14 protein-coding genes are annotated in these 17086 nt (G+C 44.8%); 8 read left to right on the top strand and 6 right to left on the bottom strand.

What is annotated here, in order from left to right; all coding sequences use genetic code 11:
* The 5 genes from ACWVCM_RS16360 to gloA all read left to right on the top strand — a co-directional run.
* Nucleotides 1–390, top strand: a 390-nt coding sequence (locus ACWVCM_RS16360) for a Crp/Fnr family transcriptional regulator (protein ID WP_455202841.1), incomplete at its 5' end; no start/stop codon positions are given.
* Nucleotides 391–609: 219 nt separating this feature from the next.
* Nucleotides 610–1812, top strand: a complete 1203-nt coding sequence (locus tag ACWVCM_RS16355; protein WP_455202840.1) for an argininosuccinate synthase — start codon at nt 610–612, stop codon at nt 1810–1812.
* 179 nt (nt 1813–1991) lie between these two features.
* Nucleotides 1992–4454, top strand: a complete 2463-nt coding sequence (locus tag ACWVCM_RS16350) for an EAL domain-containing protein (protein ID WP_455202839.1) — start codon at nt 1992–1994, stop codon at nt 4452–4454.
* A 175-nt stretch (nt 4455–4629) separates the two neighbouring features.
* A complete protein-coding gene (locus tag ACWVCM_RS16345; protein WP_455202838.1) occupies nt 4630–5808 on the top strand; it encodes an RNA polymerase sigma factor in 1179 nt (392 codons plus the stop codon).
* 50 nt (nt 5809–5858) lie between these two features.
* A complete protein-coding gene (gene gloA / locus ACWVCM_RS16340) occupies nt 5859–6245 on the top strand; it encodes a lactoylglutathione lyase (RefSeq protein ID WP_455202837.1) in 387 nt (128 codons plus the stop codon).
* Between the two features lie 117 nt (nt 6246–6362).
* Here the strand turns inward: gloA and ACWVCM_RS16335 are convergent, their stop codons facing one another.
* The 6 genes from ACWVCM_RS16335 to nth all read right to left on the bottom strand — a co-directional run bounded on the left by ACWVCM_RS16335 (nt 6363) and on the right by nth (nt 10268).
* Nucleotides 6363–7001 carry an HvfX family Cu-binding RiPP maturation protein gene (locus ACWVCM_RS16335; protein WP_455202836.1) on the bottom strand — a complete coding sequence of 213 codons (639 nt, stop codon included), beginning with the start codon at nt 6999–7001 and terminating at the stop codon, nt 6363–6365.
* Nucleotides 7002–7017: 16 nt separating this feature from the next.
* Nucleotides 7018–7818, bottom strand: a complete 801-nt coding sequence (locus ACWVCM_RS16330) for an HvfC family RiPP maturation protein (RefSeq protein WP_455202835.1) — start codon at nt 7816–7818, stop codon at nt 7018–7020.
* A 19-nt stretch (nt 7819–7837) separates the two neighbouring features.
* A complete protein-coding gene (locus ACWVCM_RS16325; RefSeq protein WP_455202834.1) occupies nt 7838–8764 on the bottom strand; it encodes an HvfB family MNIO-type RiPP peptide maturase in 927 nt (308 codons plus the stop codon).
* Nucleotides 8731–9015, bottom strand: coding sequence for an HvfA family oxazolone/thioamide-modified RiPP metallophore (locus ACWVCM_RS16320; RefSeq protein WP_455202833.1), 285 nt, complete (start codon nt 9013–9015; stop codon nt 8731–8733). Before ACWVCM_RS16320 ends, ACWVCM_RS16325 begins: the two co-directional genes overlap by 34 nt.
* A gap of 180 nt (nt 9016–9195) precedes the next feature.
* Nucleotides 9196–9621: a DUF1841 family protein gene (locus ACWVCM_RS16315; protein ID WP_455202832.1), complete on the bottom strand. Its 426-nt coding sequence runs from the start codon at nt 9619–9621 to the stop codon at nt 9196–9198.
* Between the two features lie 11 nt (nt 9622–9632).
* Entirely contained in the window at nt 9633–10268 is a 636-nt protein-coding gene (nth, locus tag ACWVCM_RS16310; RefSeq protein ID WP_455202831.1) for an endonuclease III, read from the bottom strand.
* A gap of 891 nt (nt 10269–11159) precedes the next feature.
* On the opposite strand from nth, the gene ACWVCM_RS16305 reads away from it, so the two are divergent.
* The 3 genes from ACWVCM_RS16305 to argS form a co-directional block, all read left to right on the top strand.
* Nucleotides 11160–13433, top strand: coding sequence for a beta strand repeat-containing protein (locus ACWVCM_RS16305; RefSeq protein ID WP_455202830.1), 2274 nt, complete (start codon nt 11160–11162; stop codon nt 13431–13433).
* Between the two features lie 123 nt (nt 13434–13556).
* Complete coding sequence (locus ACWVCM_RS16300; RefSeq protein WP_455202829.1) at nt 13557–15821, top strand: primosomal protein N'; 2265 nt, start codon at nt 13557–13559, stop codon at nt 15819–15821.
* 113 nt (nt 15822–15934) lie between these two features.
* On the top strand, nt 15935–17086 hold a 1152-nt coding region (gene argS, locus ACWVCM_RS16295; RefSeq protein WP_455202828.1), incomplete at its 3' end, for an arginine--tRNA ligase.

The raw sequence follows: 17086 nt of genomic DNA, 5'->3' as shown, positions 1-17086 counted from the left end.
GATACGGAGATTGTCGCCGGTTATGCGCGTGCCTATGCGGTTAAAAATGGAACGACCATTTTCAAGGAAGGTGGCAAGGGAAGCTTTATGTGCCTGGTGGTAGACGGAAGGGTTGATGTTTATAAAGAAAATGATGGCGACACAAAGCGCCTTACCGCAATACGCCCCGGTAAAACCATGGGCGAAATGGCCTTGCTCGACGAATTGCCCCATTCAGCGACGACAATAGCGGTGGAAGACACCACGCTGGTGCTGATTACCAAATTTCATTTTGATCGCTTAAACGAAGAACACCCCGCCTTAGGTAACCGTATTTTGCGGAAAATCGCCAAGTTACTGAGTTTGCGTTTGCGGCAAACCACCGGCATCCTGTCTGATTATCTCGAATAACTTTTTCTTCGCCGAAACCACACAGAAATATTCCTCTCGCGGTAATACTTGCTTCCTGGCCCCCGGGCAGGGCGGAATTCGGGCGCTATTTGAATTTTTCGTAAGCAATTTTTCCTCGCTATGTATGGTTGATTTGCCGGTTTCATCCATGGCGCGAAACCCCTATAATCCCTGTTCCCCCGTCAAAGTTTCAATAACTAACTAATTGGTATTGCAAAAATGAGTGTTAAAAAGGCTGTATTGGCTTATTCCGGTGGTCTGGATACTTCCATAATTCTGAAGTGGCTGCAGGATGAATATGACTGTGAAGTCGTTACATTTACCGCGGATATCGGTCAGGGTGAAGAAGTCGAGCCAGCAAGGGAAAAAGCCAAAGCCGCAGGCGTAAAAGAAATCTATATTGATGATTTAAGAGAAGAATTTGCTCGTGATTTTGTGTTTCCCATGTTTCGCGCTAATGCAATTTACGAAGGCGAATATTTACTGGGCACGTCGATTGCGCGTCCATTAATCTCCAAGCGACAAATTGAAATCGCGAATGAAACCGGTGCTGACGCGGTATCTCACGGCGCCACCGGCAAGGGCAACGACCAGGTTCGGTTTGAGTTAGGCTATTACGCTCTGAAACCTGACGTACATGTCATAGCGCCCTGGCGGGAGTGGGATTTAAATTCCCGTACAAAATTACTGGAATACGCTGAAAAGCATGGCATTAGCGTCGAGAAGAAACGGGGCAAGGAATCGCCATACTCTATGGACGCGAATCTACTGCATATTTCCTACGAAGGCGGTGTCCTGGAAGATACCTGGGCAGATGCTGAAGAAGATATGTGGCGCTGGACGACTTCTCCGGAAAATGCACCTGATGAACCAACAATCATAGAATTGACCTATCGCAACGGCGACATCGTGGAAATAGACGGCCAGCCACTGAGCCCTGCTCAAGTGATGGAAAAGCTCAATTCTCTGGCAGGGACCAACGGAATTGGGCGTGCAGATATTGTAGAAAACCGCTATGTCGGCATTAAGTCGCGTGGTTGCTATGAAACTCCCGCGGGTACTGTCATGCTGAAGGCACATCGTGCTATGGAGTCAATCACCCTGGATCGCGAAATTGCCCATCTCAAGGATGATTTGATGCCTCGTTATGCCAAGCTTATCTATAACGGCTACTGGTGGAGCCCGGAACGCAAGGCCTTACAGGATTTGATAAATGCCTCTCAGTCAACCGTAAACGGCAGAGTGCGTCTTAAATTATATAAAGGTAACGTGGTCGTTATGGGGCGGGATTCCGAAACAGACAGTTTGTTTGATGCCAATATCGCAACATTTGAAGACGATGCCGGCGCTTATAACCAGAAAGATGCAGAGGGTTTTATTAAAATCAATGCGCTGAGACTGAGGCTGGCGGCGCGTACCTAAATTCCGGCTGTTATTAATAGCTTATGTGGGGCAAAGGCTATTTTTGACGGGATGGTTAAATAATGTACAATGGAAAAGAATGACCAATGAGTAAATCTTTTATTGGGCAATTCACAAAAAAAGAGTAAGGTAGTATCGATAATAACGCTAAGCTAATTTGACAAAATGACGGGGTCACATTGCAGCATCAACTCAACTTAGTAAACGGTATCAGTAAAGGCGAATTACTGGAAATCTCAACGGTTCGCGGTGAAGGTGCGTTTGCGCTGGATAACGACGGCAAACTGTTATTCCTTAACGAAGACGCGGAACGGTTACTGGGATGGGATTCCTCAAGCCTGCTCGGTAAAAACTTTTTCAACGCTGTTAAATTTAAAGTCGATGCGATTGCTTCACTGGGTGCTTCAGAATGTGCCGCGGTAAAAAGTGTTGGTTGTTCTCACTTACATAAAGGCGCCAACATATCCTGCAAGGATGGATCTGTTCTTTCTATTGTGTTTGTCAGCATGCCGTTGTTTGATAAGGGCAGGGTATGTGGCAAAGTTTTTATCTTTCGCGAATACAAAGATGCCAGTATTGAAGAAGAACTTTATCGCAGCATCATCGAAGGTGCCGGTAGTGCAGTGATTAAACTGGATCTGTCGGGAAACATTGTTTTCGCTAACCAGTACGCTAAAGATTTATTCAGCAATAATATTGAAGCCAACCTTCCTACCAAAGTTGTACTGGCATTGCAGAAAGATCCTGAGTCGATGACCAGTCATATGCGATTGAAAAAGCAGTGTCGTACGCATAATGGTCGCAGCAAAATGATTGCCTGGACAGTGCGTATACTGCACGGGATTAACGGCAGAGTGGTTGGTGCGGTATGTGTCGGTAATGATGTCACTGATGTACCGCAGTCTACAAAAGGTTCGCCTGCTAAACAAAATGAGCTTTTACCGGATAAAGCGTTGATTAATACCGTACTGGATCATATTGGCGATGGCGTTATTACTGTCGGTAAAGACGGTTATGTTGAATACCTGAACCCAGTTGCTGAGCAAATGACTGGATGGGTTTGTCACGAAGCGAAAGGCCAGCCATTGAAAGATGTGTTTCATGTGGTTGACGAGAAAACTCGCGAACCAAGAATCAGTTCTGTATTTGACCGCCATTATAGCTCCAGTAAAAAGCATCCCCGTAAAACCATATTACTCAGAAAAGACGGCTGGGAATTTACCATCGAAGAGTCGTCCTCAAAAATCAGCAATGAAAAAGGCAGTGTCATTGGCGCTGCGATTATATTTCGGGATATTACTGAACTGCAGGGCATGGAGCGCTGGATGTTGTATGAAGCAACCCACGATTCACTGACAGGACTCATAAATCGTCGCGAGTTTGATTCGCGACTTAACCAGGCGATATCTGCCGCCAGAGCTGAAGGGCGCCATCATGCCTTATGTTATATCGATGTCAGTAAGTTCAAAGCGATCAATGATACCCATGGCAGGGAAGCGGGTGATGAGTTATTAAAGCAGGTGGCAACGCTGCTGCATTCAAAAGTACGCGATACTGATGTATTGGCCCGATTGGGCGAAGACGAGTTCGCCGTATTGTTAAATAATTGTTCCATTCACAATGCATTGGAAACAGCGCATTCCTTCCGTGAAACAATTCGAGATTATGATTTTGCCTGGAACGGTGAAACAATTCGTATGGGTGTCAGCATAGGTTTAGTACCCATCAATGCGGATAGCGGTGGTATTGCCGATATCATGGGATTAGCAGATGCGGCGTGCTATGTTGCCAAAGATAAAGGCAATCATCGTATCCACGTCTATCGTGCACAGGATGTTGCATTGAAGCAGCGTCACGCAGATTTGAAATGGATTCAACGCATACGCGGCGCGCTGGAAGAAAACCAGTTTCGCCTGTTTTGTCAAAGTATCGTACCTTTAAATGTCCCAGACTCCCATGAAGCGCATCATGAAATCCTGTTGCGCATGCTTAACGAAAAAGGTGATTTGATACGGCCGAATTCGTTTATAGCAGCGGCGGAACGTTACTCACTAATGCCTTCCATTGATCGTTGGGTGGTGCAACACGCCCTGGAACTATTGAGTGACCGAATGAGCCGTAATCAGCAAATTGGTGTGTTTGCCATTAATTTGTCAGCACAATCACTCGATGATGAAAATTTTCTGAGTTTTGTGATAGACCAATTCGATAAAACGAGCGTACCCGCTTCTCATATCTGTTTCGAAATTACGGAGTCTACGGCCATCTCTAATTTAATAAGCGCAACCCGCTTTATGTCAATTTTACGCGGAATGGGCTGTAAGTTTGCTTTAGACGATTTTGGTCGTGGTTTTTCATCGTATGGTTATCTGAAAAATCTTCAGATTGACTACCTGAAAATCGATGGCTCCTTTGTCAGGGATCTCGCGAATGACCCGGTTGACCTGGCAATGGTTGAATCTATAAACCAGATTGGTCACATCATGGGTGTACAAACCATAGCAGAATTTGTTGAATCTCAGGAAGCCCTGGAAAAGCTCATCGAGCTCGGTGTAGATCATGTGCAGGGATACCAACTGGGTAAACCAAGACCAATGTGGCATAGTTTCCAATCATCTCCTCCAAGTGGTAATATTCAGTAGCCCCAAATAGGCACCTTTCTTCTTTCTAGCGATAAATTTAGCCGCAAGAGCTACAGTATCCGGAAAGGAATATCATAATTACTGCAACAAAAATCGGTGGTCACATTGATCGTTCATGGGTTTCAAGGCTTGATATTTTCTGCAGCTTTTGGCTGTAGTTGGAGACGCATTGATTATGTCCGTTAAAGCTTCTGAAATTAAATTGATCAGTCGTGTAGCGGCGAGTGACGAACCAGCTTTCGCGCAACTTTATGCAACAACCAGTAGCGCGGTGTATCGCTATCTCAAACGTTTATCCGGGGACGCAGACCTGTCGAATGAGTTATTGATTAAAACCTACCAGCTAGCCTGGCAAACAGCAGCCGATTACAATCAAAAACTGGTTCCCACAAGTTGGTTAATCAGTATTGCACGAGAGCTCGCATTGTCGAGCCAGCAACTGGCAGACAAACACGACAGGAATGAACGTGCTGAATCGGAAAATATCGCGGCACTGGATCGACAGCGAGCGTTCTTAAACGCAATGGATTCTTTGCCAGTAGAGTCCCGAGATTCCCTGGTTTTGGTCTTAACAAATATTTATACATACCACGCTATTTCAGAAATTACAGGCTTGACGATTGATGATGTAAAAGCCCGTGTGTTTGATGCAAAAAACCTGCTTAATGAAAAATTAAAAAAGCACGGTATAAAAAAGTACCAGGTTTCCAAGTCCAATATTTTACGGGAACTAATTCCTCTGTATATCAATGGCGCACTGTCCGGAAAACATAAAATTGCATTTGAAAAGTCATTAAAAAATGATCCAAATTTAAAACAGGAATATTTAGAATTTTACGAAATCGAATCGTATTTTGATCAACTGGATACCACCAGTAAGCAGCAATTGGACAGGCTGTATAGTGCGATTAAAAACAGTTTGGAAGATCTCGAAGAACTGTTGGATGCAGAAACTGAAGAGGAAAAAGCACCAACGATTAAAGTAGACTTTCTGGAACACGTGTTTTCCTCATCACGAATAGGATGGGGCGTAGCAATTTTCCAGTTTTTGATTCTGGTGTTGGTGTTAACTTTTGGTGGTTCTGATAACACCAGTCCTGTTGAGCCAAACATAACAGCGACACAACTATTACAACAAAGCAAGGGCAAGCAGCTGAATTTGATCTTTAAGGATGAAGCAACCCATCTGCAGATTAGAAAACTCCTTTTGCAGTTGGAGGCAGAAACTGTTGCAGGGCCTACAGAAATTGGTTTATACACTGTAGAAATTGACGGCAGTGAGCAGCAGGCCCAGGATGTGCTCAATAAACTGAGAATGTCTGATATTGTGCTACTTGCAGATCCGGCGTACTAGCTAAAGTATTTGTTTATTAATTTTAATTAATAACAGGAGAAACCTGAACGATGCGTATACTCCATACTATGATTCGAGTTGGTGATCTGGAGAAATCTATTCAGTTTTATACCGAAGTACTCGGTATGAAATTATTACGACAGAAAGAATACCCGGACGGCGAGTTTACCCTTGCTTTCGTTGGCTATGGCGATGAGTCTGATAATACGGTTATTGAGCTGACCTATAATTGGGGCACTGAGAAATATGATATTGGAGAAGGTTTTGGTCATATTGCCCTGGAGGTAGATGACGTTTATCAGGCTACAGATGAAATACGAAATCGGGGAGGAAAAATAATCCGCGATGCCGGGCCGATGAACGCGGGAACCACGATTATTGCTTTTATCGAAGATCCTGATGGTTACCAGATAGAATTAATCGGTAAAAAACATTAATTTGAATATGCCAAAAAATACGGTGATGGTAAAGAACCATCACCTTCGTTTGTCAGCAAAACACTTCTTAATTAACAGGTTGTGCCACTGGGGTGGATTGCAAAGCGCTGAATAATTCTAGATAGCTTTGGCAGTCCCTGAGTGAAATCTATTCTCTAATTTATTGCCATATTTCTGTTTAATCCAGTAGTCGACACTCACGTAACGGCCACCACCAGTAAAAAACAAAGCTAACAGCATAATAAAATAAGTGACAGCCCACTCAATACCATTGTTGGATATCACAAAACTCCCTGTTTCTGTTAACCATTCATAGTTACCGTGTTCCTGGAGAATATCCCGGGCACGCTCCAGCCTGCTGGCTGCGCCATCCAGGGCATCACAATTGAACAGGCACATCGATTTATCAGCCATTGCCTGCCACCCATTATGCCAATGCACCGCAAATGCAGCGACCAGCATTGTTATCATAAGTGGAATAGAAAACCAGCGGACACCCAGACCAAGCAATAGTGCTAATGCTCCAACAACCTCAGCAGAAGTAGCCAAAAAGGCCATCAAGGTTGGGAAAGGTAATCCTAATCCCCAGTCCGGGTTGCCAAACCAGGCCGCGGTATCTTCAAATGAATTCCATTTGTTATTACCCGCCATCCAGAACACAGGAAAAAGATACAGGCGTAAAAATAGTGGGGCAAGAAAATCAGCATGCCGAGTAAGATCAAGGTATTCCTGTAGTTTGTATAAGAAAGCGGGCATGGTGAACCTCCAGACGTTACCTGTAAGTGCCTAATAAAATGTCGCGATTGAACCACTCTTGCATGATTTGTAAACCACCCGATATTACGATATCAGGATTAGGATGTTGCATTTCGTCTGCTATCTGTTGAAGTAGTTGCATACCAGTGCTTTTTGTTTCACTTTGCGAGTTAGTTTTTAAAATATTTAACAAGTGAGCAGCAACAGGATTTATTTCCATAAATTGCACCTCATCTGCAGTATCGCGATAGACCAGTAGATTCGTTGCTAGAGGCTCCGTGGGCATGTTGTCGGGTCCAATACGATGTACCGGATAGCGATAACTCAACGACCAAATAAGTGGTGACAGGTAGGGTGCGTCGGACACTAAATCACCTTCTCGATTGATTTTTTCCCATTCAGGTTCTTCGCTGGCGGTATCGAGCGCCATTTCCACCCATTCGTAATGTGCTAGTTCCACCAGAAATTCTGGATCATCTATTTTTGCTTCATATTCCGACTGTAAAAAAACCACAAATTCTTCAGCAAGCTTCATAAAAATTGGGGTTTTGCTTTTATGATTGGCGACAAAATCTTTTACTATTTCGTGCCAACGCGCATCGGGAGTAATTTGCTTCATTACGGGGAAAAAATTTGCCAGCAAATCTTCAATGTTGTTGAAAACCAGTTCGCGGTATACCGCCATGCGGCGTTCTTCAATACCATCCGGTGTCTGAAAACCATCAGGGTTGCGAATGGTTGCAGTGAAAGCGAACTGGTGTCTTTGAAAATCGAGTAGTTCGGTGTTCTTTTTAGAATCTTTTGGGGACGGATTCATGGCTGTACTATGACCTGGCTTAAATAGACGCGATTAATGATTCATTTCTCGCAGAGTGTTGCTGAGCAAGATGAATAAGGTCTATTTCTTTTAACAAAACTTCCATTGGGGGTATGTTGAAGTCTCTTTCCAGCAAGGTCGGTACATTACCAAAACGCTCATACGCTTTGTTGAGTAAACGCCATACCGGGTCAATGACATCTGCACCGTGACTATCGATAATCAGGTCATCATCTTCATTGTAATGACCGGCAATGTGGAAATAGCCAATGCGCTCACCGGGCATGGCATTGATAAATGTTTCAGCATCATAACCATGGTTAACGCTGTTGACATATATGTTGTTAATGTCGAGCAAAAGGTCACAGTCTGCTTTTTCGAGAACGGCGAGTATGAATTCAATTTCTTCCATTTCTTTGCCAGGTGCCGGTGTGTAGTATGAGGCGTTCTCCATGGCAATACGGCGACCCAGAATATCCTGCACCCTTTGAATTCGTTCTGCGACGTAATTGACGGCTGCTTCGGTAAAGGGAATAGGCATTAAGTCGTAAAGGTGACCGTCATCGCTACAGTAGGTTAAATGTTCTGTGTAATATTCGATATTGTGGGTATCCAGGAACTGGCGAATGTTTTTTACTAATTCGATATCCAGCGGTGCCGGGCTGCCAATGGAAAGTGATAGACCATGCGTTACAAACTGATAGCGTTCTGTTAACGCACGAAATTGTCTGGCAAGTTTTCCACCCAGTGTCATCCAGTTTTCTGGCGCTACCTCGAAAAAGTCGATGGCGTCCGGTACTTGGTTGAGCAGCGAGTCCAGCATGACTCGTCGCAATCCAAGGCCTGCCCCATGTACGGGGCAGGCGGAATTAGTGCTATCGGGTGTAATACGGGTGTTGCTGTTATCCATGCTTAAACTGATTTGTCGGCCTTTTTGTCGCCACACTTGGATTCACCGCAACTACCGTCTTTAGATTTTTTAACCTTCTTGGCTTTTTTATCACCGCATTTGGATTCGCCACAGCTGCCATCCTTTTTCGCTTTGCTACCTTCAGCATCAGCCACCATGTAGCCGTTACCCAGGTCACTAAAAGTAAAAGGATTCGCGTTGGCAGAGGCAATGGGTGTGGCTGCTAATGTACCAACCAGTGCAGAGGTACCGAGGGCCAAAGATAATGCATTACGACGGGTCTTCATTTTGTATCTCCTCTATTTTCTTAAGGTATTTGAATTAAAACTTTAAGTTTGGCTTATAGTGCCTTTAGTGGGGAGTTTGTTACATTGAAACAGAGAAAAGATATGCTATAGGAATAACTTGTTGATTTGCTGTGGAGTAGAGCTGCTAGTTACAGGTTTTTTTTATCAATATATCTTCACTCACTCCAGTTTACTGAGGCATTCTAAATAAACGTTATTGTCAGGCATGGTGTGGCTGCGTTGTGCTTCCCAGATCATTTGTGCCAGACATTCCATGATTTGATGTTCAACGATGTGAGGGTCCTGATGTTTTGCCAGTAACCGTTGATAATGTTTATTGATACCAAAGGGTTGGTCAATGCTGATTTGTTCTTTGATGGCGATATGCAATCCCATGTGGAGAAAGGGATTGGTTTCACCCATTTCAGGGAAATAATCCTTGTCCTGGTTTGTTTCGGGTTTTTCAAGTAATGCGTGGTATTCAGGATGCAATTGAATGACATCTACGATCAGTGATTCGATAGGCTCCAGCACCTGTTGCCGGGATTGTTTCTCCCAGGCATTGAAAAACATTTGCCGGCTTTGTTCTCGATCCAGATCAAACATACACTTTCCCGTTACTCGTAAACTTTGTCTTTATATTCGCACAAGTCTTCAATGATACAAGATCCGCAACGAGGTTTTCTGGCGATACAGGTATAACGGCCATGCAGGATCATCCAGTGATGAGCATCATGTTTGAAGTCGTCCGGTACAAATTTTAGTAGTTTAAGCTCGACTTCCAATACATTTTTACCCGGTGCGACGTTGGTGCGATTGGCAACACGGAAAATATGTGTATCCACCGCGATGGTGGGTTCTCCAAAAGCGGTATTTAATACGACGTTGGCTGTTTTACGACCCACACCTGGTAAGGCTTCCAGAGAAGCGCGCTCATTGGGCACTTTAGCCTTGTGCTCTTTAATAAGGATTTCGCAGGTTTTGATGATGTTTTTAGCTTTGCTGTTATACAGTCCAATGGTTTTTATATACTCTTTAAGCCCTTTCTCACCTAAATTAAAAATTTTTCGCGGCGTATTGGCAACCTTGAATAATTTCTGGGTGGCCTTGTTGACGCCCTTGTCGGTGGCTTGTGCAGACAATATAACGGCAACCAGTAGCTCAAAGGGGGTTTTATAATTTAGCTCTGTGGTTGGATTGGGATTGTGTTGCTTCAGCCGGGAAAAAATCTCGTAGCGTTTTTGTTTATTCATTGAGCATTATAGTGGTTATAGATATTAATAATTATTATTCAGAAAAGTAATCCAGTTTGTCAGCGGGTTAACAAAATGTCCGGCCTATGATAACGAAATTAAGTCAACTTGTTGATTTGGGTTTGAGGAAATATAAAAAAATAAGCACTTAGAGCAAACAATGCATGCAAGTTGTGATAATTATTAGTTTTAAACCCTGGATCAAGACAACGCTTTCCACGCCACGGATTTTATACACAACTTAGTTTGATTGTTTGTTGTACAGCGACGTAAAACGCCAACAAATTGCCGTTAACCCTGAAAAAGAAATATAACTTATTGATTTTACAAGATTATGAAAATTGTGTGCATTGTAATCATTTTGTCATAAACATAATAAACTAGCGCCACAGAGCATTATATTCACTTGTTTACCCACATAGTTATCCACAGGTTTTGTGGATAAATCGGTAAAAACTAACGGATGTATTAGTTGCAATTTTTCAACGTCGCGAGTATAAAATAACGACGGTCACATTTATAATGTTCAGCAAGGACTTGTTTGTAGCAGGAGCCACTCTTCTCAAATGACGGATGTAGTAAAACCTCTCCTCCTTTCCATCCTAGATTAATTAACAGAAATAACTTTGTGAATTGGCTATAGATTAGACAAAAATACCACTAAATATTTTAGCCACACAGCCGACAAAAAAAGAGGATTACAATGTGCATCATTTAGATGTGCGTTACAGCGAAATTTGACGGGTAAAATGGCTAATTGTTGTGAAATTAGCTAAGTGATCACAATAACTTACTTGAAATAGATCACGTTCTCGAACACACTTTCAGGCGGCAATAATGGCGCCGTGATTTTAATTGAAACATGGAATCAACCCAAAGGTAGGTAGGCAAATGAAGGGCATCAATTATTTCGCAAGAACGAAAGATATTTATATAAAACTTTTTGGCACCAGTGTGCTGTTGCTGGTGCTTGGCCTGGCTACCGGTTGTGGCGAAGATAGTTTTACTGGTGATCCGACGGGCACAGGTACATCCACCACGCCTACCCAAACAACTAATCCCGATACAGGTGCGACCGTAGCAAGTATTCAGCTATTAACCAGCACGCCTTCACTGGGATCGAGTCCAACAGATAGTGTTGATATCAGTGCAATTGTCAAAGATACCAACAACAATCTCATGTCTGGAATTGACGTAATTTTTAGCTCAGATGGTGGTGACCTCACCGTGACGCAAAGTTCCACTTCGTCCACCGGGGTGGCCTCAGCAAATCTCACCACTGCCAGTGATCCAACCAACCGCACGATTACGGTTACAGCTACTGCCGGCACTGTATCAACAACGGTTCAAATTGCCGTTACAGGAACCATCATTACTGTGAGCGGTGCAACTTCGCTGGTATTTGGCGACACCACTACACTCACAATTTTTGTAAGAGACTCTGATGGCCAGGGCCTGGTTTCGCAGATGGTTAACGTAGCATCCGCTCAAGGTAATACATTAAGCGCTGCATCAGTGACCACCGATGCCAGCGGTCGCGCTACTGTGGATGTTACGGGTACGCAAGGTGGTACTGATACGATTACGGTATCAGGATTGGGCGCTAGTGCAACATTTTCCATTAATGTTTCAAATGACCAGTTTACCTATTCAGCACCGACTGCGACGGATTTAGATATCGGGACAGATCATACCGTTACGGTAAACTGGAGTTCAGGTGGCAATCCCGTGGTTGGTAGTACAGTCACTTTTTCAGCCACGAGGGGAACACTGTCAGCTTCTACTGCGACAACAAATGCCTCAGGAGACGCGACGATCACGATTAATTCAGATAACGCCGGCCCCTCTGTCATTACGGCAACCACCACTCCGACAGGACCAACAGCCAGTCTTTCCATTGAATTTGTTGCTACAACGGCCAATGCGCTCGACTTGCAGGCTGATAGAACAACCATAGGACCGAATGGTGAACAGGCTGCCCTGACCGCTGTAGTGCGTGATCCCACCAATAATCTGGTTAAAAATATGAACGTGCTGTTTTCTATTGTTAAGGACAATAGTGGAGGACAGATTTCCAACTCAACCGACACCACAGATTCACAGGGTCGTGCCTCCACTATATATACTTCAACCTCTGCAACAACGGCAAAAGATGGTATTACCATCCAGGCCAAGGTTGATGGTGCTGATTGTGTGGCAACCCCGGCACTCTGCGATACAGTGAATCTAACTGTTGCACAGAATGAATTATTCGTTAAGTTAGGTACCGGTAATAAAATAGAAGATGCGGAAATCCAGTATCTCTATCCTTATACGGTTCTGGTAACGGATGCAGGCGGAAATGCAGTTGCCAATACCGATGTCGTGCTTACATTGATTCCAACCATCTATCATACTGGCTGGTTAAGCTGGAGCGAAACTAATAGTATCTGGTATGTAGTGCCAAACACATCATGTGGTAATGAAGACCTTAATCTGGATGGTATATTAGATCTGGGTGAAGACTTAAATGGAAATGGGCTGCTTGACGCAGGAGAGGATGCCAATAACAACGGTGTACTCGATGCCTCCGAAGACCTTAATAATAATGGAACGCTTGAACCGAGAAATGTTGCCAGTGTGGTTGGTACCATTACCACGGATGCTAACGGCTTTGGCCTGTTTGATATTGTTTATGCCAAGGAATATGCCTTGTGGGTTAACGTGGCATTAACAGCTACCGTTGGTGTAGCAGGTACGGAGTCTTCGCAAACAGTAATGTTCAGGTTGCCTGCCTCTGTGGATGATTTGAAAGACGAGAATAGTCCGCCCAGTTATCGTAGTCCATTTGGCGCGATGACGACTTGTGATGAGATCCTGGATGATATTCCGTACAATGTTCAAACCGCGTTTGACCCGGATACAACCGATGTTTTTGTAGGGTGGCAACTGTTAGATAATGCAGCCAGCTATAATGTTTATTGGACGAGCACAAATCCAAACGGTAACTCTGCTGCCGTGGTTGCAGCTCCCAATGGCAGTGCCACTAATGTACGCCCGCCATACGCGATATCTGGTTTGGCTACAGGCACTCACTACATTGTTGTTACCGCGAATATTATTCAAGCTGACAATACAACGCTTGAATCAGATCCATCTGTTGTGGTTGAAGGAGATGTGCCCTAAGTAAAAACGGATCAACTGCATCGTTTGATCAGCCCTGTAGCTCACTAGAGCTACAGGGCTTTTTTATCTGGCTCAGATATGCTGCAGATGTCAATATGCATCGAACAGTGTTAAAGTATTTCTATGCCCCGGCCATTAAAAGATTCCTTTCGATACATAAAAGTCGCAATACCATCATCACCCCTTCGCTCATGTTTCGATTACCTTCCATCCAGTAGCGTTAAGGCTACGGCGGTGGCTAACAGTCTCTCAGGTTGTCGTATTCTAGTTCCGTTTCGCCGCCAATCCGTATGTGGCATTGTGGTTGGTGTAAGCGATACCACGACGGTGCCAAACAACAAGTTGCGAAAGATTCAACAGTTGCTGGATGAAAAGCCCATTATTCCGGACGATGTTCAGCGCTTGCTTTTATGGGCAGCCAATTACTACCATCACGCGATTGGTGAAGTATTTGGCATGGCGCTACCTGCTGCGTTACGCAAAGGGCAGTTAGCAATTACAAAAGAGAGCACCGCCTGGCAGGCAACAGATTTGGGTCGGCAAATTAGACCCGATGAATTGAAGCGTTCGCCAAAACAAATGGAAATTCTCTCGTGCTTAAACCAGCAGCAAACTCCCGTCCCGGCAAGTGACTTGAATGACAAATTTTCCAACTGGCGCGATCCCATGCGACGCTTAATGGACAAGGGTTGGGTCGAGCAAACTGACCTAGTTGTCTCAGACAAAGCAATTGAACCAGGGCCAGATAAATTTAGGACGGATAACAATGAAACAGTCGCTTTCCAGTTAAATTCGGAACAACAGCTAGCGGTGGAGTCTGTACTTAAGTCACAACAGGAATTTCAGCCATTTTTACTGGAGGGGGTGACCGGCAGCGGGAAAACGGAGGTGTATCTCAGGCTGATTGACCAGGTTGTCTCTCAGGGGCGCCAGGTATTGATTCTGGTGCCTGAAATCAGCCTGACACCACAAATGACGCGGCGTTTTCAGTCGAGACTGAATCATACTACCGAAGTTCTACACTCGGCCCTGACCGATAAGCAAAGGATGGATGCATGGCTACGGGCAAAAGACGGTAAAATCAATGTGGTGATCGGTACACGTTCTGCAGTTACTACACCTTTTCCCGAGCTTGGATTAATTATCATTGATGAAGAACACGATAGCTCGTTTAAACAGCAAGAAGGTTTTCGTTATTCCGCTCGTGATATGGCGGTGGTGCGGTCGCAGATACTGGGAATTCCAGTAGTACTTGGCTCTGCGACGCCTTCTTTTGAAAGTCTGCATAATGTGAATCAGGGGCGTTACCAGCACATCACGCTGGAACAACGCTACGGTAAAGCGAAACCACCATCAGTCAATCTAATTGACCTGCGCAGCCAACCGTTACACGATGGATTGTCGCTTAAATTACTGGAGACGATGAAGCAACATCTTGCAAAAGGTAATCAGGTGTTGTTGTTTATTAATCGTCGGGGTTTTGCGCCAACACTGCTGTGCCATGACTGCGGCTGGATAGCGCGCTGCCAGCGTTGCGACAGCCATATGACATATCATCATGGGAAGCAAAAACTGCGTTGCCATCATTGTGGCGCGGAACGAAGGGCTGAGCAAAGTTGTCCCGATTGCAGTGGCTCGACGCTGATTCCTGTGGGCGAGGGTACAGAGCGCGTTGAGCAGGCGTTAAATAAAGTGTTGCCAGATGTTGATGTCATCAGGATTGACCGGGATACCACCCGGCGTAAAGGTTCCCTGGAAGGTTTGTTACAGGAGGTTCATCAGGGTGGCGCGAAAATACTTATTGGTACTCAGATGCTGGCCAAAGGACATCATTTTCCTGATGTGACCCTGGTGGGAATTTTAAACATCGACCAGGGCCTGTTTAGCGTGGATTTTCGAGCCCTGGAAAAAACGGCACAATTAATAGTACAAGTATCAGGTCGCGCCGGGCGCGAAGAAAAACCGGGTGAAGTGATGTTGCAAACCCACTACCCGGATCATCCTTTATTACAAATCCTGTTGCAATCAGGCTATGCTGAGTTCGCAAAACAGGCATTAAAAGAACGTGAACAAACTTACTTGCCACCCTATAGTTATATGGCCCTGTTGCGGGCCGAAGCGGTAGATATTGCCCAGCCGCTGGAATTTTTACGAGAAGCTAAAAACCGTGCTCAGGAGTTTGCAGTACAAGATGTTGAGTTACTGGGTCCCATGCCCAGTCCTATGGAAAAGCGCGCCGGGCGTTTTCGCGCACAGTTGTTTGTTCAATCCACACACCGAAGCTCGCTTCACAGGCTATTAAAGCCCTGGATATTGGAACTGGAAAAATCCAGGATGGGTCGGAAAGTTCGTTGGTCCATCGACGTAGACCCGGTCGATGTATACTAAGTCACTGATAGCGGTAATGTTACCGGGAACAAAAGCAAGCAAATTTCAGTAATTGTTTGTATAATGTGCGAGCCTTTTGTCTCAACCCTGTTTTGAATATTTTTTACGTATCGATGAAACCTCAACTGCAAAAGCTGATTGTCCAGGCCCTGGAGCAACTTAAGCGTAACGACCAGTTACCCGCTGATATTGATCCCGATGTTCAGATAGAACGTACCCGTGATAGTAGCCACGGAGATTATGCATGCAACATTGCCATGATGTTGGCAAAGCCCGCTAAACGTAATCCCAGAGAACTGGCTGAACAGATATTGGCAGTACTTCCCAAAGACGAAAACGTTGAAAAAACGGAAATTGCCGGTCCTGGTTTTATTAACTTTTTTCTTACAGCCGATGCCGGTTATTCTGTTATCAAAACGATTCATGATGAAGGGGCGGAATTTGGCCGCTCCGAGCTGGGTAAAAACCGCCGCGTGCAAATTGAATTTGTATCCGCCAATCCGACAGGTCCACTGCATGTAGGTCATGGCAGGGGTGCTGCTTATGGCGCGGCCTTGTCCAATTTACTTTCAACGGCAGGTTATTCTGTACATCGCGAATATTATGTTAACGATGCCGGGCGGCAAATGAATATTCTGGCTGCCAGTGTCTGGTTGCGCTATCTGGAATTGTGCGGCGAAGCGGTGGATTTTCCATCGAATGGTTATAAAGGTGATTATGTTTTTGATGTCGCAGCAGATGTGCATCGGGACCATAGCGAAGAGTTTCGCTGTGCCCCGACCATCATTTTTGAAGGCCTGCCACCGGATGCAACACCCGATGGACTGGGCGATAAAGAAGCGCATATTGATGGTATCATCGATCGGGCCAGGGAAATTCTGGGTAACGCCGGTTTTCGTGTCATGCTGGATGCCGCTTTAAACGCCATACTGGCAGATATTCAACACGATCTGAAAGACTTTGGCGTTGAGTATGACGAGTGGTTTTCGGAACGCTCGTTAACAGAAACCGGTGCAATCAATGATGTTGTTACGTCGTTGCGCGAAGCCGGACACACTTATGACAAGGATGGCAATTTGTGGTTTGCGTCCTCCAGGTTTGGTGACGAAAAGGACCGCGTGCTGGTGCGAGAAAATGGGGCGCCGACATATTTTGCTTCTGACATCGCATACCACCTGAATAAAATACGTCGTGGTTATGACCAGATTATTGATATTTGGGGCGCTGACCACCATGGCTATGTAGCGCGGGTAAAAGCATCAATG

This window comes from Kaarinaea lacus, from assembly GCF_975902315.1.
Note: the sequence above shows the minus strand (reverse complement) of the source record. Positions and strands in the feature narration are given on the sequence as shown.